The 22,952-nt window shown below is 44.2% G+C and carries 21 protein-coding genes; 13 read left to right on the top strand and 8 right to left on the bottom strand.

The window, feature by feature from the left end:
• Window positions 1-3: 3 nt before the first annotated feature.
• The 5 genes from NSQ26_RS06450 to NSQ26_RS06430 all read left to right on the top strand — a co-directional run bounded on the left by NSQ26_RS06450 (window position 4) and on the right by NSQ26_RS06430 (window position 5,501).
• Window positions 4-279: a hypothetical protein gene (locus NSQ26_RS06450; protein ID WP_499719820.1), complete on the top strand. Its 276-nt coding sequence runs from the start codon at window positions 4-6 to the stop codon at window positions 277-279.
• A 278-nt stretch (window positions 280-557) separates the two neighbouring features.
• On the top strand, window positions 558-3,410 hold the full coding sequence (locus NSQ26_RS06445) for a 2-oxoglutarate dehydrogenase E1 component (protein WP_499719818.1): 2,853 nt from the start codon (window positions 558-560) through the stop codon (window positions 3,408-3,410).
• A 2-nt stretch (window positions 3,411-3,412) separates the two neighbouring features.
• Complete coding sequence (odhB, locus tag NSQ26_RS06440; protein ID WP_499719816.1) at window positions 3,413-4,645, top strand: 2-oxoglutarate dehydrogenase complex dihydrolipoyllysine-residue succinyltransferase; 1,233 nt, start codon at window positions 3,413-3,415, stop codon at window positions 4,643-4,645.
• A 60-nt stretch (window positions 4,646-4,705) separates the two neighbouring features.
• Window positions 4,706-4,909, top strand: coding sequence for a DUF6501 family protein (locus tag NSQ26_RS06435; protein ID WP_499719815.1), 204 nt, complete (start codon window positions 4,706-4,708; stop codon window positions 4,907-4,909).
• Window positions 4,910-4,928: 19 nt separating this feature from the next.
• The gene (locus NSQ26_RS06430; RefSeq protein ID WP_499719813.1) at window positions 4,929-5,501 is read left to right on the top strand and encodes a tetratricopeptide repeat protein; all 573 of its coding nucleotides are present in this window, start codon (window positions 4,929-4,931) and stop codon (window positions 5,499-5,501) included.
• A 137-nt stretch (window positions 5,502-5,638) separates the two neighbouring features.
• Here the strand turns inward: NSQ26_RS06430 and NSQ26_RS06425 are convergent, their stop codons facing one another.
• On the bottom strand, window positions 5,639-8,074 hold the full coding sequence (locus NSQ26_RS06425; RefSeq protein WP_499719812.1) for an alpha-helical endospore appendage domain-containing protein: 2,436 nt from the start codon (window positions 8,072-8,074) through the stop codon (window positions 5,639-5,641).
• A gap of 580 nt (window positions 8,075-8,654) precedes the next feature.
• Between NSQ26_RS06425 and NSQ26_RS06420 the strand changes: the two genes are divergently transcribed.
• From NSQ26_RS06420 to NSQ26_RS06410, 3 genes are read left to right on the top strand one after another with little or no spacing between them, the layout of a single operon-like run.
• Window positions 8,655-9,770: an HBL/NHE enterotoxin family protein gene (locus tag NSQ26_RS06420; protein ID WP_499719810.1), complete on the top strand. Its 1,116-nt coding sequence runs from the start codon at window positions 8,655-8,657 to the stop codon at window positions 9,768-9,770.
• A 23-nt stretch (window positions 9,771-9,793) separates the two neighbouring features.
• Window positions 9,794-10,954: a ClyA family alpha-helical pore-forming toxin gene (locus tag NSQ26_RS06415; RefSeq protein ID WP_090775612.1), complete on the top strand. Its 1,161-nt coding sequence runs from the start codon at window positions 9,794-9,796 to the stop codon at window positions 10,952-10,954.
• Between the two features lie 27 nt (window positions 10,955-10,981).
• Entirely contained in the window at window positions 10,982-11,878 is an 897-nt protein-coding gene (locus NSQ26_RS06410) for an HBL/NHE enterotoxin family protein (protein WP_499719808.1), read from the top strand.
• A gap of 92 nt (window positions 11,879-11,970) precedes the next feature.
• Here NSQ26_RS06410 and NSQ26_RS06405 read toward each other — a convergent pair whose 3' ends face one another.
• The gene (locus NSQ26_RS06405) at window positions 11,971-12,342 is read right to left on the bottom strand and encodes a hypothetical protein (protein WP_499719806.1); all 372 of its coding nucleotides are present in this window, start codon (window positions 12,340-12,342) and stop codon (window positions 11,971-11,973) included.
• Between the two features lie 250 nt (window positions 12,343-12,592).
• Window positions 12,593-14,179, bottom strand: coding sequence for an ABC-F family ATP-binding cassette domain-containing protein (locus tag NSQ26_RS06400; protein ID WP_499719805.1), 1,587 nt, complete (start codon window positions 14,177-14,179; stop codon window positions 12,593-12,595).
• Window positions 14,180-14,406: 227 nt separating this feature from the next.
• Here NSQ26_RS06400 and NSQ26_RS06395 point away from each other — a divergent pair, with 227 nt between their 5' ends.
• Together NSQ26_RS06395 and NSQ26_RS06390 are read left to right on the top strand one after the other, a co-directional pair.
• Window positions 14,407-15,621, top strand: coding sequence for an LPXTG cell wall anchor domain-containing protein (locus NSQ26_RS06395; RefSeq protein ID WP_499719804.1), 1,215 nt, complete (start codon window positions 14,407-14,409; stop codon window positions 15,619-15,621).
• 92 nt (window positions 15,622-15,713) lie between these two features.
• Complete coding sequence (locus NSQ26_RS06390; RefSeq protein WP_499719802.1) at window positions 15,714-16,220, top strand: hypothetical protein; 507 nt, start codon at window positions 15,714-15,716, stop codon at window positions 16,218-16,220.
• Here the strand turns inward: NSQ26_RS06390 and NSQ26_RS06385 are convergent.
• Window positions 16,167-17,272, bottom strand: a protein-coding gene (locus tag NSQ26_RS06385; protein WP_499718015.1) for an IS3 family transposase whose coding sequence is annotated in 2 segments (ribosomal slippage) — window positions 16,167-17,023 and window positions 17,023-17,272 — 1,107 coding nt in all. Because the reading frame shifts where the segments join, the coding sequence is not laid out codon by codon here. The two genes, NSQ26_RS06390 and NSQ26_RS06385, sit on opposite strands and share 54 nt — an antisense overlap.
• Before the next feature lie 279 nt (window positions 17,273-17,551).
• Between NSQ26_RS06385 and NSQ26_RS06380 the strand changes: the two genes are divergently transcribed.
• The 3 genes from NSQ26_RS06380 to ytxJ all read left to right on the top strand — a co-directional run bounded on the left by NSQ26_RS06380 (window position 17,552) and on the right by ytxJ (window position 20,546).
• Window positions 17,552-17,953 (top strand): hypothetical protein, encoded by a 402-nt coding sequence (locus NSQ26_RS06380; protein WP_499719800.1) that lies wholly within the window; start codon window positions 17,552-17,554, stop codon window positions 17,951-17,953.
• Window positions 17,954-18,010: 57 nt separating this feature from the next.
• Window positions 18,011-20,140, top strand: a complete 2,130-nt coding sequence (gene recQ / locus NSQ26_RS06375) for a DNA helicase RecQ (protein WP_499719798.1) — start codon at window positions 18,011-18,013, stop codon at window positions 20,138-20,140.
• An 82-nt stretch (window positions 20,141-20,222) separates the two neighbouring features.
• On the top strand, window positions 20,223-20,546 hold the full coding sequence (ytxJ, locus tag NSQ26_RS06370) for a bacillithiol system redox-active protein YtxJ (RefSeq protein WP_090774879.1): 324 nt from the start codon (window positions 20,223-20,225) through the stop codon (window positions 20,544-20,546).
• 66 nt (window positions 20,547-20,612) lie between these two features.
• Here ytxJ and queF read toward each other — a convergent pair whose 3' ends face one another.
• The 4 genes from queF to queC are packed head-to-tail and all read right to left on the bottom strand — an operon-like array spanning window position 20,613 to window position 22,931.
• Complete coding sequence (gene queF, locus NSQ26_RS06365) at window positions 20,613-21,110, bottom strand: preQ(1) synthase (protein WP_499719796.1); 498 nt, start codon at window positions 21,108-21,110, stop codon at window positions 20,613-20,615.
• Window positions 21,111-21,124: 14 nt separating this feature from the next.
• Window positions 21,125-21,844, bottom strand: coding sequence for a 7-carboxy-7-deazaguanine synthase QueE (gene queE / locus NSQ26_RS06360; protein WP_499719795.1), 720 nt, complete (start codon window positions 21,842-21,844; stop codon window positions 21,125-21,127).
• Window positions 21,841-22,263 (bottom strand): 6-carboxytetrahydropterin synthase QueD, encoded by a 423-nt coding sequence (gene queD, locus NSQ26_RS06355; protein ID WP_499719794.1) that lies wholly within the window; start codon window positions 22,261-22,263, stop codon window positions 21,841-21,843. The genes queE and queD overlap by 4 nt, the downstream gene beginning before the upstream one ends.
• Window positions 22,260-22,931, bottom strand: coding sequence for a 7-cyano-7-deazaguanine synthase QueC (gene queC / locus NSQ26_RS06350; RefSeq protein WP_499719793.1), 672 nt, complete (start codon window positions 22,929-22,931; stop codon window positions 22,260-22,262). Before queC ends, queD begins: the two co-directional genes overlap by 4 nt.
• Between the last annotated feature and the right edge of the window lie 21 nt (window positions 22,932-22,952).

Genomic DNA, 22,952 nt, shown 5'->3' with positions numbered 1-22,952 from the left:
TGTATGATTGAAGTGACAACGGCAACACATTATCCAGTCCAAATAAAGCATGTACAAATGATACATCAGGAGCGCTTTGATTGGTGGGATGTTGTGCAATTTTCTTTCACGCTTGACCCATCACCAGCACCATTTTGTGCACCGGGTGCGCAAGTCGTGCTAAATAAGCAAGGTGTCCCGATTGAGTGGGTTTTTCAAGAAGAACGATGTGATGACCCAACGTTTCAGTTAGAAGAACAAGAGGTGCAACAGCTTGTATTATTTTGGAAAAAAGTATAACATGGAGACGAAAGATCAGTGGAATATGTCAATCGCGACAAAAAACGCTAGATTTTTGGGCGTAAACACGCTAAAATTTAAGAGGTTATTTTGTCTGTCCTGTGAGACACATGAGGTTGTTTTTTGAGCAATACTTCTAAACGTGATAAAATAAGTTTGGAAGCGCTTTGAACCGACATCGTTTCATGGTAAAAAGCAGATGAGATGTAAAATGCTATATTTTAAAGGATAAAATGCTAAGTGTGGTTTGAAACAATCTTGTAGGAGGTCTATATTACATGTCAAGCAAGGAGCACAGTCAACAAACACCGTGGCAAAGGTTTTATGGTCCAAACTTAGGTGTTGCTGTCGAGCTATATGAGCAATATGTGGCTGATCCAAGCACAGTAGATGAAAAAACGCGTGCACGATTTGAACAGTGGGGCCCGCCTGTATTAGAAGAACGCTCAAGCTCAGTTGTTACAAACGAAGGAGATACGCTACTTGGAATGGACATGGCGCGTGCCATTGCCGGAGCGGTGAAGTTGGCTGATTTTATTCGGGCAAAAGGTCATCAAGCATCGGATATTCAACCGATTTGGAAGCAGGCTGGATCGAACGATTTGCTTCAATATGCGCGCTTTCAAGTAACGAAAGAAGCGCTTTTACAAATGCCAGCGCAATTGATTTGTCCAGATGCACCTGCTCATATAGAAAATGGGTTACAGGCAATTGAACATTTAAAGGATGTTTATACAAAGACAACAGCGTTTGAATTTGAGCATGTGCAAGAGGAAGACGAGCGGAATTGGTTGCGCCGCAAAGTTGAGTCTGAGACACATGCGGCCCCTTTAACAAAAGAAGAAAAGAAAATGCTACTTGAAAGACTTACGGCGGTGGAAGGGTTCGAGAAATTTTTGCACCGGACTTTTGTTGGTCAGAAGCGTTTTTCGATTGAAGGGGTAGACGCACTTGTACCTATGCTTGACCGAGCCATTGGAGAAGCACAAAATGCAAACGCGGCCCATGTGATGATTGGCATGGCGCACCGTGGGCGTTTAAATGTATTGGCGCATAATCTAGGAAAACCTTACAAAGCCATTTTCTCCGAGTTTTTACAAGCAACAAATGAGCTGAAGGCACCATCAGAAGGCTTGGGAGAAACGTATATTGGCTGGACAGGGGATGTGAAGTATCACCTGGGTGCCGACCGACAAATTAAAAGTGGACAAAGTGAGCATATGGTTGTTTCACTGGCCAACAACCCAAGTCACTTAGAGTTTGTTTCGCCAATTGTCGAAGGGTATGCGCGGGCCGCCCAAGAAGACCGGCGTGAAAAAGGTGTGCCTAAGCAAGATGAAACAAAAGCAATGGCCATTTTGATTCATGGTGATGCGGCATTTCCAGGACAAGGAATTGTAACAGAGACGTTGAATTTGAGTCGCCTCGCAGGTTACCAGACAGGCGGCGCCTTGCACATCATTGCCAACAATAACATTGGGTACACGACAGAGACGCATGATTCGCGTTCTACTACATATGCAAGCGATCCGGCGAAAGGTTTTGAGATTCCGATCGTGCATGTGAACGCAGATGATCCAGAAGCTTGTTTAAAAGCAGTTGCGCTCGCGGTGGCATATCGTGAGACGTTTAAAAAAGATTTTCTGATTGACTTGATTGGTTACCGCCGCTTCGGTCACAATGAGGGGGATGAACCAGCTGTCACCCAACCAGAGCTGTACACACAAATACGTAAGCATCCAACTGCCCGTAGCTTATATGCGGAGCAATTGGCACAAGAAGGCGTGCTCGCAAAAGAAGAGGCAGACAAACTGGATTCGGACATGTACACTTACTTGCTTGAAGAATATAACAAAGTCGCAGCAGATAAATCAGAGAAAACATACGAACTATCGCCGCCGGACTTTATTGTGAACGGGTTACCAAAGATAAAAACGGGTGTTTTAGAAGAAAAGTTGCGTGCTTTCAATGAGCAACTTCTCACATGGCCTGAGTCTTTCCAACCGAATCAAAAGCTAGAGCGAATTTTAAAACGTCGTTTGACTGCTTTTGATGGTGGTGGCAGTGTCGACTGGGGGTTGGCAGAAGTGCTCGCATTTGCGTCAATCATTCATGATGGCACACCGATTCGTTTAAGTGGTCAAGATACAGAGCGCGGAACATTTGCGCACCGTCACTTAGTGTTGCATGACCGCAATGATGGGACACAATATGTACCGCTACAATCCTTTTCAGAAGCGAATGCATCATTTGCGGTATACAATAGCCCACTCTCAGAGCAAGCGTGTGTTGGATTTGAGTATGGTTACAACGTATTTGCGAAAGAAACACTTGTTTTGTGGGAAGCCCAATTTGGGGATTTTGTGAATGGTGCACAAGTCATGTTTGACCAATGGGTGTCTGCCGGTCGCGCGAAGTGGGGGCAAAAATCGGGCTTGGTCATTTTATTGCCGCACGGTTATGAAGGTGCCGGCCCAGAACATTCCAGTGGCCGCGTGGAGCGTTTTTTAAGCTCTGCAGCGGAAAACAACTGGACAGTCGCAAACTGTACGTCAGCTGCGCAATATTTTCACCTGTTACGACGACAAGCGATGATTTTACAAAAAAATACAGTGCGCCCACTCATCGTGATGACACCAAAAAGCTTATTGCGTAACCAAGCGATTGCTTCAACGACGGAACAATTTGTCTCTGGCTCTTTTCAGCCGATTTTAGAAGAACCATTGCTTGGTGCTTCACGCGAGTCAGTGGAACGGATCATTTTATGTAGTGGGAAAGTAGCCGTTGAGTTACAGGACCATGTTAAAAAGCATGAAGAAAATTGGGATTGGCTCCACATTATTCGGGTGGAAGAACTTTACCCATTCCCACGCCGCGCGATTCGGGAACGGTTAAAAGAGTTTCCGAACTTAAAAGAAGTGAAGTGGGTACAAGAAGAGCCGAAAAATATGGGGGCGTGGTCGTTTATCGAGCCGCGCTTGCTAGAAGTGTTGCCTGAGGCTGTACCGCTTAGCTATATTGGTCGAACGTATCGTTCCAGTCCAGCAGAAGGGGCATCGAATGCGCATAAAGCTGAACAAAAACGTATCGTGACAGAATCATTGACGCGTAAAAATGAAGGAGGCCGTTAACGGTGGCGGAAATTAAAGTACCAGAACTAGGGGAATCAATTACAGAAGGAACGATCTCGCAATGGTTAAAATCAGTTGGTGACTATGTGGAGCAAGGGGAGTTTATTGCGGAGCTTGAGACAGACAAAGTGAACGCAGAAATTCCGGTTGAAACGGCAGGTGTCATTAAGGAATTCAAGCGTGAGCCGGGTGATACGGTTGAAATTGGTGAAGTGATTGCAATTATTGATGCAGGTGGATCAGCGGGTGCGGCATCGGTAAGTGAGCCGACGCCTGTAGAAACGCCAGCTGCTGCACCTGAGAAGGCAGCGCCGGCTCCTGTCCTAGAAGAAACGAAAACAAAAGGGGAGCGCCCACTTGCTTCGCCTGCAGCGCGTAAGTTGGCTCGTGAAAAAGGGATCAATCTAAATGAAGTGACGCCACTTGATCCAACAGGAAAAATTCGCAGCCAAGATGTTGCCGCGCATGCAGCGCGTCCGACGCAGTCAGCAGCGGTAGCGCCGCCGGCTGTCAATCTGGATGTGGAAGATGCAAAGCCAGTGGAACGCGAAAAAATGTCGCGCCGTCGCCAAACGATTGCAAAACGCCTTGTAGAAGTACAACAAACATCAGCAATGCTTACGACATTCAATGAAGTCGACATGACCGCAGTGATGGACTTGCGTAAACGTCGTAAAGATGCATTCCTTGATAAAAATGGTGTGAAACTTGGGTTCATGTCGTTCTTCACAAAAGCGGTTGTTGGTGCGTTAAAGGAATTCCCATTATTGAACGCAGAAATCCAAGGTGACGAGATTTTAGTGAAGAAGTTTTATGACATTGGGATTGCCGTTTCAACGGACAGTGGTCTTGTTGTCCCAGTATTACGTGATGCCGATCGTCTAGGCTTTGCCGGCATCGAGCGCGGAATTGGTGAGCTAGGCAAAAAAGCGCGTGACAACAAGCTACAATTGAATGATATGCAAGGTGGCACATTTACAATTACGAACGGTGGGGTCTTCGGTTCATTATGGTCGACACCAATTTTGAACGCACCACAAGTTGGGATTCTTGGCATGCACAAAATCCAAATGCGCCCAGTTGCGATTGACAATGAGCGCTTTGAAAATCGCCCAATGATGTATTTGGCGCTTTCTTACGACCACCGGATTGTCGATGGAAAAGAAGCGGTTAGCTTCCTTGTGAAAGTAAAAGATATGATTGAAGATCCAGAGCAATTGTTGTTAGAAGGATAATCATAAAAGGAGAGGCTGGTGCGCCAGTCTCTTCAATTTATCGTAGAGGAGGAAGGTCATATGATTCACCGGCAGTGGGAGCAAAAAGAACCGATTCGTTATATTACGTGTGTACATACAGATGCTAAAAAGTACACAGTGAAAAATGCATTGACTGTAGGTAAAAAATATCCACTGAAAAATGAGACGGATGAGTTTTTTTTTATTGTCGATAACACTGGCAAGATTGGTGGTTACGAGAAAACGTATTTTGAAGGGGAATAGTGATCTAGGGGGAGAGGCAGTGTCAACAAAAACAATTCCATATGACATGGGCTTTATTTTTGATGAGCACTTGCGAGAAATACCAAACTGCACAGAAGAAATGACAAAAGGAATCGCCTATTTAAAAGAGCAGTTGCACGAAACAGAAGATCAGACGGAACAAACCCGGTTACTCGGTCAAATGGGTGTGTATTTACGCATGGTTGGTTCGTTGGAGGAAAGTTGTGAAGTGCTAAAGAAGGCACTGTCTCATGCCAGACAAGCGCAATCACCGCAACGAATGTTTGTCAACCAGCTTCGTTTAGCTCATACGTATCAATGGATGGGGAATTTCAGTCGATCGAATGAAATATTTGCTAGGTTGCAGCGAGAGGTAGAAAAAGAGGAAGTGACGCATTTGCGTTCCTTTTTTTATCAGCATCAGGGGAAAAATTTATTTGACCAGCAACAGTATGAAGAAGCACAAAATTATTTTCGGACAGCGCTTGCGATTCGGAGAGAAGAAGGGGCTAATGAGGAATTGCTTGCTTCGTCGGAGAAGGCGTTGGCTGTGTGTGGGCATAAATTTCGTGTGGATGGTAGCGATGTATAACGGGATTGTCTTATTGGTGCATAAGACAATCCCGTTCCATTTATGGAATATTTAACTTCACTGGCTCCAATGTTAGAAAAAATAGATGATGTTTTGAAGAGCATTTACATTTCCTTGTAACGGTTGGTTCACGCTGTTTAACTATATAGCGGTCCGGTTAAACGTAATCCTTCTAGAACGCTAACACTTCTAAAGCCTGTAGCTGGAAGAGCGGAAGTAATAGTAGCAATAATATTATTGTTTATGCCATCAATCACAGAGACATTATTATCAGCAACTTTTGTTACATAAATAAGGTTTGTTCTCGGGTTAGCACCTGCAGTGTATGCACCAGTTCCCACCGCAATAGTAGCAATTGTGTCTAAGGTAATCCAGTCAACAACGAGGACACTTTGCAAATTGGTTGCAACAACATAGATTAGATTAGTATTTGGATTCACGGTAATTCCTTGTGGTGCTGCACCTCCCGCAAGTGGAATTGTCGGCATCAGTGTTTGATTGGTTGCGTTGATGACAGAAACATTATCTGAGCCTTGATTGGAGACATAAACTTGGTTTGTGCTTGGGTTGGCAACGATACGGAACGGATTCGTGCCGACGGTAACCGTGGCTGTAATCGTTTGTGTGAGTCCGTCAATTACAGTGACATTGTTACTAACATTATTAGCACAATAAACTAAATTAGTATTAGGATCAACAGTCGGATTTGCCACTGGATCACTTCCTATGTTAAAGGCTGTGACGACTGTGTGATTCAAACCTTCAATAACGGAAACTTGATTTGTCGGAGCACGATGGGTGACATAAAGAAGATTCGTATCTACGTTAATTCCGAGACCATAAGGGTTAGCAGCCACACTAATAATGGTTGAGATTGCTTGTGTGGTGAGGTCAATGACTGAGACATTGGAACTACCCTGGTTGATGGCATAAAGAAGGTTCGTATTTGGATTGACTACAACGCCACGAGTGTCTGTTCCTGTTGTATCAATTGTAGCCAAAATATCTTGTGTGTTTCCGTCAATGATGTAAACTGAATGTTGCCCGCTATTTGAAATGAAAACTTCATTGACTGTTGGATCAGGTCCAGTCGGCCCGGTAGCCCCGGTAGGTCCTGTAGATCCGGTAGGTCCTGTAGATCCAGTAGGTCCGGTGGCTCCAGTAACCCCCGTAACGCCAGTCGCGCCAGTAACGCCAGTAGGTCCGGTAGGTCCAGTGACGCCAGTAGGTCCGGTAGGTCCAGTAACACCAGTAGGTCCGGTAGGTCCAGTAACACCAGTAGGTCCGGTAGGTCCAGTGACGCCAGTAGGTCCGGTAGGTCCAGTAACACCAGTAGGTCCAGTAACACCAGTAGGTCCAGTAACACCAGTAGGTCCGGTAGGTCCAGTGACGCCAGTAGGTCCAGTAACACCAGTAGGTCCAGTAATGCCAGTGGTTCCAGTCGCCCCAGTAACGCCGGTCGCCCCAGTGACTCCTGTAGCGCCAGTAACGCCAGTGGCTCCAGTAATCCCGGTCGCCCCAGTGACTCCTGTAGCGCCAGTAACGCCGGTCGCCCCAGTGACTCCCGTAGCACCAGTGACGCCAGTGGCTCCAGTAGCGCCGGTCACCCCGGTAGTGCCGGTAGCGCCAGTAACGCCGGTAGGTCCAGTGACGCCAGTGGCTCCAGTCGCGCCGGTCACCCCGGTAGCGCCGGTAGCGCCAGTCGCGCCGGTAGCGCCAGTAACGCCAGTCACCCCGGTAGCGCCGGTAGCGCCAGTAACGCCGGTAGCGCCGGTAGCGCCAGTAACACCGGCTCCCGTTGGTCCGGTCGGTCCTTGTGTGCCAAGTTCTTCCCAAGGGTTCCAAGTTGTGCCTGTGTCATCGGTCGCGCTTCGTACATAAATCGTTGGATTTCCAATAAGTAGCTGTAAAATCGATGTTGTCGGTCCCGGGGTAATGACAGAAACATACAATGTCCATATCGGACTTGTAAACCCGAGTGGACCATTCACAGGTCCGCCTGCATTTCCTTCAGAACTGTACACACCCTCGGTAATAAACGAATCTAAATCACTACCAGAAGGCACTTCTTCATAAGGAAAAGCGCCGACATCCTCAGCATCTAGCGTTAAACTGCCATCTGGGGCAGCAGTGATGCCGTTGATGTTTTCAATGCCGCCTGGAATATCGCCAATGGTAATGGTGACAGTACCTGCCCCATCTGGAAAAATCCCATTAATATTGATCACGCTTCCAGCAGGTCCCGTCGCTCCAGTCGCACCCGTCGGTCCGATCAACGTAGGAATGTTTGTCGCTGCTTTCATTTTCGATTCAAGAATAATTTCTTTCTTGAAAATCGTATCAAGCATGTCCGCAGCACTCTCGTTGATCGCTAGAATTTCTTGTAGTGTAGCTGGTGGACCAGTAAGCCCATTTAATGTTCCAAGAGCGTATTGAATCTTCTCTCCTTCCGCATTAATAATGTGCGCCAAACCCATTTCCTCCATTGCGATCGATGCGAGCAGTAAATTGACGACATCATCACGGTCGAGGGTAATATTGGGCGTGAAATTGGGCATGTTTGGTTGAGACATGTTCACACATCCTTTTCGGTTATTTTTAAGTAAGCTAGAACAGGGAATGTTCGCTCTATTCAGGGTATGTTTTTTTTTTTTTTTTTTTTTGTTCGGGCTATTTGGTATTAAGTTAAAAGAAGAAGGGGCTAATGAGGAATTGATTGCTTCGTCGGAGAAGGTGTTGGCTGTGTGTAGAGAAAAGTATTTGTAAAAATAAACGACGTTTTCTTTTAGTTATCTTTTTTGGTGGACGTCTGGTGGAACGTTTAAAGCGATTTGCCAGATTTTTTGTGTACATATGTTTAGGGGATTGCTTTATTAAGGCTCGATTTTTTTTTAATATACGGTATTAGATATTAATGATAACTGCATGTTACGGAATGCTTATAATGGAATATTTTGGTTCTTGTCTTATGTAAATCAGAGGTTTATGGTAAAGGTGTGGATCTTGAAGTGATGTTCATCGCTTTGTTGACGCGCGAATGGATAAATTGGAGGTGACAGGGAAAGGGATTGTGGCGCTGTCTGCAGGTGTCAACATGCTAAAAGTATCGACAGCAATTGCGACATCAACTTGTGTGAAGAGGAGTCTGTTTATATGAAGAAATCGACGATTGTGTCAACTTTGTGTATTGCCCTACTTACGACCACATTAGTACCAATGGATGCTTTTGCGAAGACGGAACAAGTAGTTTCTGAAAATCGCACAAATATGGTTGATACAAAGAACCAGTTGGAAGCTGTCATCGATCAATTAGGTGCACAATCTGTTTCCATGCAAGCAGATGCACTGACTTTGCTTCAGCAACCGAACATGTCCATTGCGGACATGCCGGAGTTGTCTAAGTATCTTCAACGTACGAAAGAAAGTGCGACGAATTGGCTTGATACGTTAAATAAGCGAGTGTTGAAAACCAATCAAAACATGATGGCGTTTGGTCAAGATGTTGAAAGTTACTATGATACCCTGTCTGATTTAGCGACACGTGTTAATGAAGATGAACAAGCGAGAGCGGATTTTGCCCGCGGGATCCAATATTTACAATCCGTGTTAGCGGATGATCAAAATGAAACAAACGAGACGATGGCACAATTAGCAGATCTACGTCAAACGAGTGATTATACGTTTGACAAGTTTTCTGCGGATGTAAATGAATCTCTAACGCAGTCATCGTCAAAAACACAGGAAGCGAATCGACATATCGTCGCGCTTACGATGAAAATTCAACAAAACCGTGATTTTATGATTGCATCAAAGCTGCAACGATTGGAAGACTTTATTCTAGTTTTTAGAAGCGCTGATAGTTTGACGGGTTTAGGGAAAGTATACGGCACAGTCATCTCGACGATTGTCAATAGTGTTGAAGTACAGCGTGCCGCTGATCAAATCATTGATGCCCAAAAGGAAATCAATGAATGGGAGTCTACACTGAATGAGGAATCGTTCCAATTGACGCACCTCAATATGCTAAAGCAGATCTTTGATAACTTCCGGAGTCATTTAGGTGAGAATGAAGCAACACTTCGCATATTTGGTGAAGGTTTAGGCATGCTCGAACAAGACATGAATGAACTTGTTCAGATGGTAAATAAAGCAGACGTAGATGTGACAGCATTAACGGCGCATTTATCTCAATTTAAGCAAACGGTGATGGAAATTGCCACTCATGCTGAGAAACAAGCGAATACGCTGGCTGGAGTTAAATATCAATAATTTTAGCGAAAAGAGGTATTCAAATGAATAAAAAAATAAAAACTCTTACGTGTTTAACAGTCATGACGGCAATGTTGACGACAACCGTGGTTCCTGCTACTCACGCTTTTGCAGCAACTAATGCTGTGCCAACTGAACAAGCTGTTTCCGCAGAGGACGAGCTTGTACCAGCCGAGTTAGAGAACGTGTTAGCAAAAACGGGTTCGCATATTGCCGTGTTAGATGAGTATGCGATCTTGGTGAATGCGCAAGCACCGTATGATTTTTCTGCGACAAGTATAGACAAGGGATTGATTGATAAAATTGTTGCCGATCAACAAACAGCGAAAGCCAATGCAATAAAATGGGTTGATCAAGTCAAACCACAGATCATCCAGACGAATGAAGATATTTTCGCTTTTGGGACAAAGTTTGATAAGTACTATGAGACATTGGTTCGTGCGGCCGATGAAGCGGATACGTCGAAGCTAAAAAGCGGTATCACATCGCTTTATAAGAGCATCCAAAATAAACAAAATGACGTGACCGATTTGATTGGTGTGTTGAAGACATATCGCAATGCGGTTGTAGATGATGGAGAGAATTTTTCTACCAATGCGACGAATGTGGCAAAAGCATTTGATGCAAATACGGGCAAGATTGAGCAGTTGCAAGATTTAATTGCGGAGTACCAAAAGAACATTGATGAAGGTACGGATTTAGTGACAGAAGGGGTTTCTTATGAGGCGCCCGGGATTGTATTAATGGTGCTAGGGAAAGTGCTTGTCTTTTTAGGAAACACAACTGGAATTTCAATGGATTTAGCTGGTATGGGTTTAACCGCAGACGGCGCTGCGTTAGTGACCAATGGGATACAGATGATTAAAAGTGGTAAAGATGGCATTCGCGATGCAACGGCACAATTGTCGCAAGCTGAGGGTCAAGTCGCAGCACTGTCTTTAAATAAGGAACGGCTTCAAACCTTTACGAAAGAAATTGACGTGGCAATTCAATCAGCACAAGCAGTGTTGAATCAGTGGCAGCTCATGGGTGCGAAATATGAAACGTTGCTCGAAAAGATCGATCGTGCGACGCCTGAAGATTTGTTGTTTATCAAAGCGCAATTAAAATCTGCGAAGAAGAGCTGGGAAGATATTTTGGCTTATGCAGACAATTTGTATGTTGATTTGACGACTGGTGAGTAATGAAAATATGAGACGAGGGGGATACGTATGTTACATGCAAAAAAGCTTGGGAAATGTGCGGCGCTGCTTTGTTTAGCCATTCCTTTGTATAGTGCAACACCGGCGGTTGCAGAGGAAATTCCCACGGTGATGGATGGTTTGACATATCATGTGATTGCGATGCACCCTGATTTTGAAAGTAAGGTACAAGAAGCGGGAAAAGCCGGTTTGTCCGCTGAAAATCAGGCATTGGCACGTCAGCACGAGAAAATTGTTTATGAGCAGGCACAACAGTGGCAGGATTCGTTAAAAGGTGAATCGAATCGGACACGTGATCAAGTCCTCTCATATGATGACACATTCAATCGGATGTTTGATGAGATAATAGACGCGCTCGCAGCAGATGACGAGGACGGCATCCTCGAGCGACTTGACAACATGCAAGATGATGTGACGACGCATAAAGGTGCTGTTACGCAGTTTTTAGATGACTTGCGTACGTATAAATCAGACATTGGTAAAAATGTGTCACTGATGCAAGCGGATATTGATAAGATAGAGAATTTAATGGATGGCTACCGCGCTTCTTTAGATAAGCTATACGATAAACTATCAGAAGATCTCGATGATGTCGTTCGTAGTCAAATTGAGGAAGAAACGTACGATTTATCAGTAAAGATCTATGATCAGTTAGAACCTTTAAGTATGCATTTGTCAACACTCGCTTCAGATATTAAAGGGGTTGATGATGGGGTGTTGAACATTGGTTGGTTGGTAACGTTGGAAGATATGAATACGGGTTGGTCACGATTAGACTCGGCACTGAAGAATTTAATTGGTCAAGTGAAGGAAACAGAAACATTTGACGAAGATTTGTTCAGAGCAGATATGGAGACCACAAAGACTTTATGGACCAATATTTATAGGCAGGCACAGCAATTATAATCACAAAAGCCCTGATCAACAACTGTATGAAGCTTGATCAGGGCACTTGTATGCTGTTGAAGGGAGTTAAATGAGTCTTTTGTGAGGCGGAATTACTCTGCTCCAAGCTCTTCCTTCAATTCTTGCACCTTTTCCAAAGGTAACTGTGTGACCTTCGCAATAAAAGCACCTTCAGCACCTTCAAGCAACATGCGTTTTGCTGTTTCGGTCCGCTCTTTCTCGATGCCTTTCTCAATACCTTCCTCGATCCCTTTCTCCCAAGCATCGCGTTCAAAAAATGTCATAATATTATCAATGTCCATTTTCTCCTTGGGGACGAGTTTTTGCACTTCCTCACGCATTGTGTTTTCCTCCTCTTTCGTTAGTGACATGTATGAAGCAAAAAACTTCATTTGTAATGCTTGTTGTTCTGGGGTTGCTTTTCCTTTTATCATGAGCCGCAAAAATGTTAGTGCGACATCCATTTTCTCTTCTTTATTATAGCCTAATTTCGGTAAAAGTGTCACGATCGCTGGGTTTTCGTGGCGTAGGAATTTGCGCCAAGGAAGGCTTCTTAAGAAGATGTGTTTGTAGCGGAAGGTGAGGTATGTTTCTGATGGCTCCTTTTTGAGGTATGTGAGGAAGGATAAGAACTTATTCGTCAAATAGGAAGGGGATTCTTACTTTTCTTGGATATATAATGATACAGTAAGCCTCCCTAGGGAGGCTTATGTGTTATTTCAGCGTGGCTAAATATGCTTCGTAGTCATCTTTATCAATGACACCATCGGTAGTCAATTCAATAAAGCGGTTTGCGATTGTGCGAATAAACTGCTGGTCATGTGAACTGAAGATCATCGCGCCTTTGAAAGCAATAAGGCCGTTGTTGAGCGCGGTGATTGATTCCAAATCTAAGTGGTTCGTCGGCTCATCAAGAAGCAGCACATTTGCGCCACTGAGCATCATTTTTGACAGCATACAACGTACTTTTTCTCCTCCAGACAGTACATTGGCTTCTTTTAACACTTCTTCTCCAGAGAAAAGCATTCGCCCGAGGAAGCCGCGTAAAAATGTTTCGCTATCATCTTCAGGAGAAAACTGGCGCAGCCAATCAACAAGGTTTAGTTGCGAGCCTTCGAAAAAGGCACTGTTATCTTTCGGGAAGTAGGAACGAGAAGTCGTAATACCCCATTTAAACGAGCCGCTATCAGCGTCCATTTCGCCCGCTAAAATTTTGAATAGCGTCGTCTTAGCAACATCATTTGCGCCGACAAGTGCGACTTTGTCGTCCCTGTTTAAGCGGAACGAGACATTGTTTAACACTTTCACACCATCGACTGTCTTCGTCAATCCTTCGACCTCTAGTAGATCGTTGCCAATCTCACGTTCAGGTGTGAAATGGATGTAAGGATATTTACGTGACGAAGGTTTGATGTCTTCTAGCGTAATTTTCTCGAGCTGTTTTTTACGTGAAGTGGCTTGCTTAGATTTTGAAGCATTTGCACTAAAACGCGCAATGAAACTCTCTAGTTCTTTCATTTTCTCTTCTTTCTTCTTGTTTTGATCTTGGGTCATTTTTAAAGCGAGTTGGCTGGATTCATACCAAAAATCGTAGTTTCCAACGTAGAGCTCAATTTTACTATAGTCAAGATCAGCAATATGAGTACAAACATTGTTCAAGAAATGGCGATCATGGGAAACGACAATGACTGTATTCTCAAAGTTAATAAGGAAGTCCTCGAGCCACTGAATTGCTTTAAGATCAAGTCCATTTGTTGGCTCGTCGAGTAATAGCACATCAGGTTTGCCAAACAACGCTTGGGCAAGAAGCACTTTTACTTTGTCTGATTCATTTAGTTCAGCCAATGTTTTTGTATGGAGAGATTCGTCAATGCCTAGGCCTTTGAGTAAAATGGCTGCATCGGACTCTGCCTCCCAACCATTCAGTTCCGCAAATTCTCCTTCAAGCTCGGCGGCTTTCATCCCATCTTCATCGGAGAAATCTTCTTTCATGTAAATGGCGTCTTTTTCTTTCATCACTTCAAAGAGGCGTGCATGTCCCATAATGACTGTTTGCAGCACTTCCTCATTTTCATAAGCAAAATGATCTTGTTTCAAAACAGCCATACGGTCGCCTGATTTCATGGAAACGTGTCCTTTTTGAGACTCGATCTCCCCAGATAAAACTTTCAAAAATGTAGATTTCCCAGCACCATTTGCGCCAATAAGTCCGTAGCAATTTCCTGGTGTAAATTTAATATTGACGTCTTCGAACAATTTGCGCCCACCAAACTGTAAGCTGACGTTTGTGACTGTAATCATAAAAAAATCCTCCTGCACAGTTGCAATTTTTAAGTGAATACGTTTTTGAAAAATATTCTCCGTATGTAGTGTAACGTTTAAATCGCTTTGTGTAAATGGGAAAGGTATTTTTTCGTTGAATAACACAACAAATTGCTTTAAATTTTCCGATTTTAATTGTCAATCTAGTTGAATATTGATAGAATGATAGTTGTATATGTACTATTATGTTTTGAGGACGGTGAAAAATGAGAAAAAAGTGTGATTACAAAGAAAAGATGAATCGATGTCAACGGCGTAAGCGAGTGCAACAAGCAAAAGCACTTTTTCTTGCTACATCAATGATGGTAGGTGCCCCAATGGCGATGATGACGACACTACATGGAGAGGCACAAGCTGTTGCTAGTATGCGTGTGTCACAGGAGCAACCAGAAAATTTAATGAGGACGATTGGTGGACTAACATTGTTTCAAATTAAACATCATGCAGAGACAACAAGTCATCGCCTTGTTCACAATGGCAATGTACACTTGAATTTGCAGGAACAAAAGCAACTCATTTATACGCTCCAATTTCCAGAAGAACTCGCATATGTATTACGTGATCACGAAATTATTTTTTCTCTGATGGGGGATATGGTAGACAAGGATGGGAACACCATTCGTCTTACCGGAGCATATGACTTTGCATCATATACCACGATAGATACGAGCAAAAATCGTGTAGTTTTTGATCTTCACGGGTTTCTAAAGGCAAACGAGTTAAAACCGATCGATGGACGCGCGCAGATTGGTATGAATGTTGATATTTTGACAGCATACCGTGCAATTGAGAAGGGCACTTACATTTTTCAAGCGGTGCTAACAGAGGGGCATGTGGGGGACGCAATGCCTGCAAATGCTCATCATGAACCTTTAGTTATTGAGTATAGTAGGCCAGACCCGGGCGACCCAGGAGATCCGGGCGATCCAGGAGATCCGGGCGATCCAGGAGATCCGGGCGATCCAGGAGATCCCGGTGATCCGGGCGACCCAGGAGATCCCGGTGACCCAGGAGATCCGGGCGACCCAGGAGATCCAGGAGATCTAGAAGATCCGGGCGATCCAGGAGATCCGGGCGATCCAGGAGATCCCGGTGACCCAGGAGATCCGAGAGACCCAGGAGATCCGGGCGATCCAGGAGATCCCGGTGACCCAGGAGATCCCTGTGACCCAGGAGATCCGAGAGATCCGGGAGACCCAAAAGAGAAAATGCCAAAGGTAATCCACACCGGGGGGAAGAAACCGTTAGAGGGGAATAAAGTGATTTTTGCACCACAAAAAAAACCATCTAGCAATATAAAAGGAGAAAGTCTACCACAAACAGCAACAAACAACTGGTGGTTCGGTTTTGCGGGTGCAACAGCTTTACTAATGGGAATGATGGTAAAACTTTTGACGCGGCTGCGACGGTCCATATCATAAAGATTGTACGACAAGAGATTCTCTGGGCGTAGTGATATATCCGGAGGATCTCTTTATTTGTTGTATACTGGAAGGAGAAAGAGGGTAAGCATATGTATCAACGATTTAAACAAGGTCACAAGCAATCGGTGGAGAAGCTGTACAAGAAAAAGAATCGGGACGCACGGGAGTGGGCATCTACAAATACGATGACTGCTTGGCAAGGCGATCAACTTCAAGCTATAATCTATTGGTGGCGCTCACTTTATCATACAAAGGCACTATACATTGAGCTCACATCAAGGACAAAAGATACCGCCTTACTTACGGGCTTACTACAGTCTGTCCAACAAGAACATCCATTACAATGCTTGGTTTCAGAGGAAGACACCTGTGCGATGGCGTTGTTGTCACAACTAGGTTTTCAGAAGGTCCGTACGACGCATATGCCGACACTTTCATTGAAAAAGGAAAGCAAATACCAACTAACCGATGCCAATATCTATTCTCTTTCTCAGCTAGTAGAAAAGGAAGACTGGAATGGCAACACTAAATTGGACAAATTTTTAGAGGGCTATCTTGTACTCAATCGGACTGTTATATCCAAGTGTACTGTGTAAACGTTTTGTGTTAAACCAATGGACATAATCTCGCTGCTCTCTATCGAGGTCACCCAGCGTCTCAAACACATATTGCCTGACAAATTCGGTCTTAATCGTCTTGAATGTCGCTTCTGCAACGGCATTATCATATGGACATCCTTTCATGCTCAAAGAGCGCTCGATGCCGAACGTATGAAGCGTTTGATCGATTAGTTTGTTCTTAAACTCTGATCCCCGATCTGTATGAAATAATCGTAGTTTGCGTAAGTCACCTGAAATAGATGCAAATGCTTTTGCCACAAGTGCTGCGTCTTTCTTGCGTCCACAACTTGACCCAATGATTTCACGATTGAATAGATCGACTAACACGCACATGTAATGAAACTGATTCCCGACACGTACATAGGTTAAATCGCTGACAATGACTTTCTTTTCTTCTTGTTGATCAAACTCACGATTCAACTCATTTGCCACGTTATCTTCATTACAAGGAGTACGCTGTGGCTTGTAGTTGGTGATTGTGTAAATGGAAACCAACCCCTGTTCACGCATCATTCGTGCGATGCGACGGCGTGAGACTCGAATGCCTTCTTTTTGTAAGGCGGCCTTCATCCTTCTTGTACCATAAGTACGACGATTATCGTGAAAAATATCGACGACACGAGCGGTGATTGGGTCTTCAGCTGGTCGTTCTTTTGACACATAGTAGTATGTGCTTCTTGGGAGTTGTAGGACGCGACACATTGCTGAAACTGAATATTTGTGACAATTTTGCTTGATCACATCTACTTGCGTCCTAGTATCAGCGCGGCTTGCTTTAAAATGTCATTCTCCATCTCAAGATACTTATTTCTCTTACGTAACTCAATCAGCTCGACTTCTTCAGGGCTGCGATTATCCTTTTCTTTGAAGGAACCTGATGTCTTGCTTTGTTTAATCCATTTATCTAGGGAAGATGGTGTGAGTTCATAGTCTCGAACAATTTCTGCTCGTGGTTTCCCATTGTGATATAGCTGGACCATTTGTGCCTTAAATTCAGCAGTAAACTGTCTTCTTGGACGTTTTTCCATCCATGATCATCTCCTTAACTGGTAGGGTTTGAGAAAGTGCGAGACCGGCGCAACTTGACATTGAGCCTCCACGGGCATGTTTTTCTCGCCAAGTGCCAAGCTATGGTGAAGCATTGGCTACACCACTAGCCTAACATGCCCGAACTCAATGTAAAGTCGCTTCGTTTGAAGTTTCCTAGTTTTTTGGATGATATCCCCTAAAACTGGATTCCTATCTCGCTACCCCTCATCATTATTGTCCAGTTAAGTGTAACCCATCCAGACTTGTGTCAGCAATATTTGCGGTTAGTTAAACAAAACTATGAAGACAGTCACCAAGTAAACCCGATTAAGGAAATGTCGCTTGCGGAATGGAGGGCACTTACTTTTACTTCTGACCTGCGGCAAGAAGAGAGTGCTGTATATGTAAACGATCACCAAGTACAGGCTTATGTAAATATTCATGATGGATCTACACCACGTCATGTAGAACTAGGTTGGGTCGGTGCGATGGCTTCGGTAGAGGGAGTGCTCATACGTCTTTTCGAGCATCAGTTGCGACAGTTGGCATACAAAGGTATAGCAAAAGTCGAGGCAGAAATTGACTGTAGCGATGCGTGGGCAAATCAATTATATGAAGCGTTCCCATTCCAAGCTGGACAGCGTTTCTTTACGTTTCAATATCGAAAACATCTTTCCTAAAATACCATTCTTCTAAGCTGTAAGACGTGTTATCATAGTAAAGAAGGGGGTGGGAACATGGTGCAAGCGCAAATGCAACGCGCAACAGAGGTGTTACAACATCAGTATGGCTATGATGCTTTCCGAGAGGGGCAATCACGGATTATTGAGCATGTTTTTTCACAAAAAGATGCCCTTGTTGTGATGCCAACTGGAGGAGGAAAGTCTCTTTGTTATCAAATTCCTGCTGTTGTATTAGAGGGCATCACCCTCGTCGTATCGCCGCTCATTTCTTTAATGAAAGATCAAGTCGATGCTGTGCGTGCGCTTGGCATTGCGGCTACATATATTAATAGTTCGTTAAGTAGACAAGAGGTATATGCGCGCTTCACGGCCATGATGAGTGGAGAATACCAGATGGTTTATGTTGCCCCAGAGCGGCTGCATGATCCGCAATTTCAAGCAATTTTGCAGAAGAAGCCACTTTCACTCATCGCAATTGATGAAGCGCATTGTCTCTCGCAATGGGGGCATGATTTTCGACCCAGTTACTTAGCGATGGCAGAGTGGATCAAGCATCATCCGCATCGTCCAACGGTACTCGCGCTAACAGCGACAGCGACGCCTGAAGTGGCAAATGATATTTGTGACCGCCTTGGTATTCCAGTAGACAATCAATATTGTACAGGCTTTGCGCGTGAAAATCTAACGTTCAAAGTCGTGAAAGGTGCTCGGAAACAAACATACATCCGTCAATATGTCGAGGCAAGGCAATCGCAAGCGGGTATTGTGTATGTGTCAACGCGCAAAGAAGCAGAGGCGTTATATCAGTTTTTGAGTAAATACACACGTGCAACCCTTTACCACGGTGGCTTATCAGAAGATGAGCGCCGGGCGCACCAAGAAGCATTTATTTACGATCAAGCAGATGTGATGATTGCGACTAATGCGTTTGGGATGGGCATTGATAAGGCCAATGTCCGTTACGTACTTCACGCGAACATGCCAGGAACGATTGAAGCGTATTATCAAGAAGCAGGTCGCGCGGGACGTGACGGTGAACCGAGTGAATGTGTGTTGCTATTCCAACCACAAGACGTGCAAACACAGCGCTTTTTTATTGAACAGCGTGACACTGAAGATGAGCAAAAGAAGGCGCATGATTTTGATAAGCTGCAAGTGATGAGTCGTTTTTGTCATACAGAACAATGTTTATCACAGTTTATGCGTAGTTATTTTGGGGAAGAAGATGCACCGACGTGTGGGCGTTGTAGTAACTGTGTGCGTGAGGGAGAGCAAGTTGAACGGACAACCGAGGCGCAAATGGTGCTTTCGTGTATTGTGCGGATGAAAGAACGGTTTGGAAAAACAGTTGTTGCCCAAGTGTTAACGGGGTCGAGAAATCAAAAGATCCTTACGATGAACTTACATAAACTACCTACTTACGGACTAATGAAAGATTATGGGGCAAAAGATGTGCAGGCATTCATTGATTTTCTAGCAGCCGAGGAGTATGTGGGGCTAACAAACGATGCCTATCCGACCTTACGCATATTACCGCGCGGGGCAGCGGTGTTGAAAAAAGAAGAGACTGTGTTTCAATATGTTGACAAGGCATCTGCACCAGTGGCAGATGAAGATCCGATCTTTATTGCTTTACGCGCGCATCGGAAGGCGCTCGCAACAGAAAAAGGCATCCCGCCATATTTAATTTTTTCGGATAAGACGTTAAAGGAAATGAGCCGGCTGTTACCGCAAACGTACGAGGCGTTTGGTGAGATCTCAGGTGTCGGTGCGCAGAAGCTTGAACAGTACGGCGACTCGTTTTTAGCGGTGTTAAATCAATTCGATGCGGCAGACACAATGAAAGCAAGTGAACCACCGGACACGTTACAACGACCAAAAAAAGTGCAGCGCGCGAATGTGGAAGAGATCATTTATCATTATCAAGCTGGGAAATCTTTTGCTCATATTGCCGAAGCGGTGCAGTTAACGGAGCAAACGGTCGTGAAGCATTTAATAAAAGCGGAAAAACAAGGGGAGATTACGGATTTGCTTGCGCGTATTGACCCAGAAAAACAAGCACAAATTATGGCAGTGAGCACTAAAGTAGAGAGTCAATATTTAAAACCGATCAAAGAACAGTTACCAGAAACAATCACTTACGACGAAATTAGAATTGTCATGGCGTTGTCAGAGACGCCATGATGCGGCAAGTGCATATGAGTGGTGTTAGTGGGCGCGTTTCGTGTATGATAGCATTAGTGTAAAGAAGAAGGAGTGGGATAAGATGATTGAATTAACAACAGAAGCAGCATGGCATGATTTATATGAGCAATCTAAGGACAAGACGGTGCTTGTTTTTAAACATAGTACGCAATGCCCAGTAAGTAGCGATGCGCATAAACAGTTCCTTGCTTTCGTAGAAGAAAACCCAGATTTTGTATATGGATGGGTAAAAGTGATTGAATCTCGCCCGGTTTCTAACTTAATTGCCGAGGAATTAGAGACGGTGCATAAGTCACCACAATTGTTTGTGTTAAAGGATAAGAAAGTTGCTTGGACCACATCGCATTGGGATATTACAAAAGAAGCGATTGCGAAAAACGTTTAATGTAAAAACAACGTCCTCCTTTTGATAGGGAGCACGTTGTTTTATTTTAGGGATTCAAATATTTCCTTAACGATTCGTTATTGTTTCAGGATAGAGGTCATGATTCATTAACCGATGGTGTGCCATTTCCTCAAATAGGGTACCTTTCTTGCCGTAATTGCAGTACGGATCAATAGAAATACCTCCACGCGGGGTGAATTTCCCCCATACTTCAATGTAGCGTGGATCCATGAGTTTGATCAAGTCATTCATGATGACATTGACGGCGTCCTCGTGGAACCCACCGTGGTTACGAAAGCTAAATAAATACAACTTTAGAGATTTGCTCTCAACCATTTGAATGTCTGGAATGTAGCTAATGTACAATGTTGCGAAGTCTGGCTGGTTCGTTTTCGGGCAAAGTGTCGTGAATTCTGGGCAGTTAAACTTGACCATATAATTGCGATCAGGATGGTTGTTTGTAAATGTTTCAAGTACATCTGGGTTGTAAGAGAAATCATAGTGGGTGTTTTGATTCCCTAGTAAAGTGATATGATCTAATGTTTGTTCGTCTCGATTTGTCATTTTAGTATGCTCCTTTATACACCGCGCTTGTTACCCCACATCCATGTGTGTAGCTGAGGCAAGACGCGTACGTTAGTTAGTGTCGAATCAAGCATGACTTTTTCTATCAATTGTTCGTAGTGATAGCGCAACTGTGTGAGTAACGTCGTGTCATCAGTGGTATGAATATCATCATTACCGACTTGAAGGAAAAACGATATGTGCGGATAGCGCGTGTGTACAAGTTTTGCAAACGCATAATCTTCATCATTAAAAATGACCACTTTTAAACTTGCTTGTTGTGGCGAAAGTTTTTTCATGAAAGTATCAAGCTTTTTCCAGTCCGTTTCCATACCAGAACTAGGTGGTTTTGGACTAATCGTCACATCGTCCACGTGCGTAAGCCAGTCTTGCCAAATCGTCCCCTGTGTTTCAACTGCGGTTTGAATGTTTTTTGCATGTAACTTGTGGATGAGGTTGCCAATCCCGGCATGTAAAGCTGGGTTCCCTCCTGAAAGGGTGACATGATCAAATCTGCCAGCAGCAAGCGTGTCAAGTTTGGAGATAATATCTTCGGCAACCATCGGTTTACTTTTCCCGGTACCGTCCCATGTGAAAGCAGAATCACACCAACGGCAGCGGTAATCACAACCACCTGTACGAACAAACATTGTTTTGCGTCCGATTACCATGCCTTCCCCTTGAATCGTTGGGCCGAAAATTTCCATCACAGGAATAGGTTTTTGACCGGTCATGATTGCACCTGCTTTGGTCGGTAAACAACGTAGCTCGTTGGTGTTTCACGAACAATGACTTGGATGCAGACGGGCTTGTGTGCAAGTGGGGTGAGTAAATCATTGACAATTGTATAGATTGTTTCAGCTACTTTTTCGGTCGATGGGGGCGTCTGCGCAAATAATGGATCGTCATTGAGTAATGTATGATCGAATCGGCCGTGCACAGCTTCTTTAAGGTGTTTAAAATTAATGAGAAAGCCTGTCTCGTCAAGCTCGTTCCCGGCAATCGTGATGTTAATGACATACGTATGTCCGTGAACACGGGCGCATTTGCCAGCCCGTTCGTTGTCGATATAGTGCGCACTAGCAAGGTGCATATCTTTGTGAAGCTCAAATTGGTATGGATGGGTAACGGTCGGATAAAATTGTTGCATCATTGTGGTGCACCTGCCTTCTGTTCAAGATAAGCGGCGAGCCCGGCGGCGCGTAGTTTACAAGCCGGACAAGTGGTGCATCCCGTGCCTTTTATCCCTTCGTAACACGTTAATGTGTCGTGTTGAACGGTTTCAAGCTTCCCTAGTTGATCAGCGAGTGCCCACGTTGCTGTTTTGTTTAGCCACATTAACGGTGTATGAATAACAAAATCTGTATCCATGGCTAGATTAAGTGTGACATTCAGAGATTTAATAAAGACATCGCGACAATCTGGATAACCACTAAAATCGGTTTCGCATACGCCAGTGACAAGGTGCTTTGCACCAATTTCTTTAGCATAAATCGCCGCAAAAGATAAAAACAAATGATTGCGTCCAGGCACAAATGTACTGGGGAGAGCGTTGTTTTCATTCTGATCCGTAATCTCAATATCGTTTCGCGTGAGCGCGTTAGACGTTATGTCATTTAGCGTCGGGACTTCCAGTATACGCAGTGGCACACCTGCCTTTCTTGCAATGTCTTTTGCGCAAGCAATTTCTGCGGCGTGGCGTTGCCCATAAGCGAATGTTAGCGCGGATACATGGTCAAACTTTTCTAGTGCCCAAAAGAGGCATGTCGTACTATCTTGTCCGCCACTAAATACGACGACGGCTGAATCATTTTTTTTCATAAAAATACGCTCCTTCTCTGT

Origin of the sequence: Bacillus sp. FSL W7-1360 (assembly GCF_038592975.1) — a bacterium.
GTDB classification, from domain to species: domain Bacteria; phylum Bacillota; class Bacilli; order Bacillales; family Bacillaceae_D; genus Shouchella; species Shouchella lonarensis.
The sequence above is the reverse complement of the archived record's forward strand: the minus strand, read 5'-3'. Positions and strand labels throughout refer to the sequence as shown.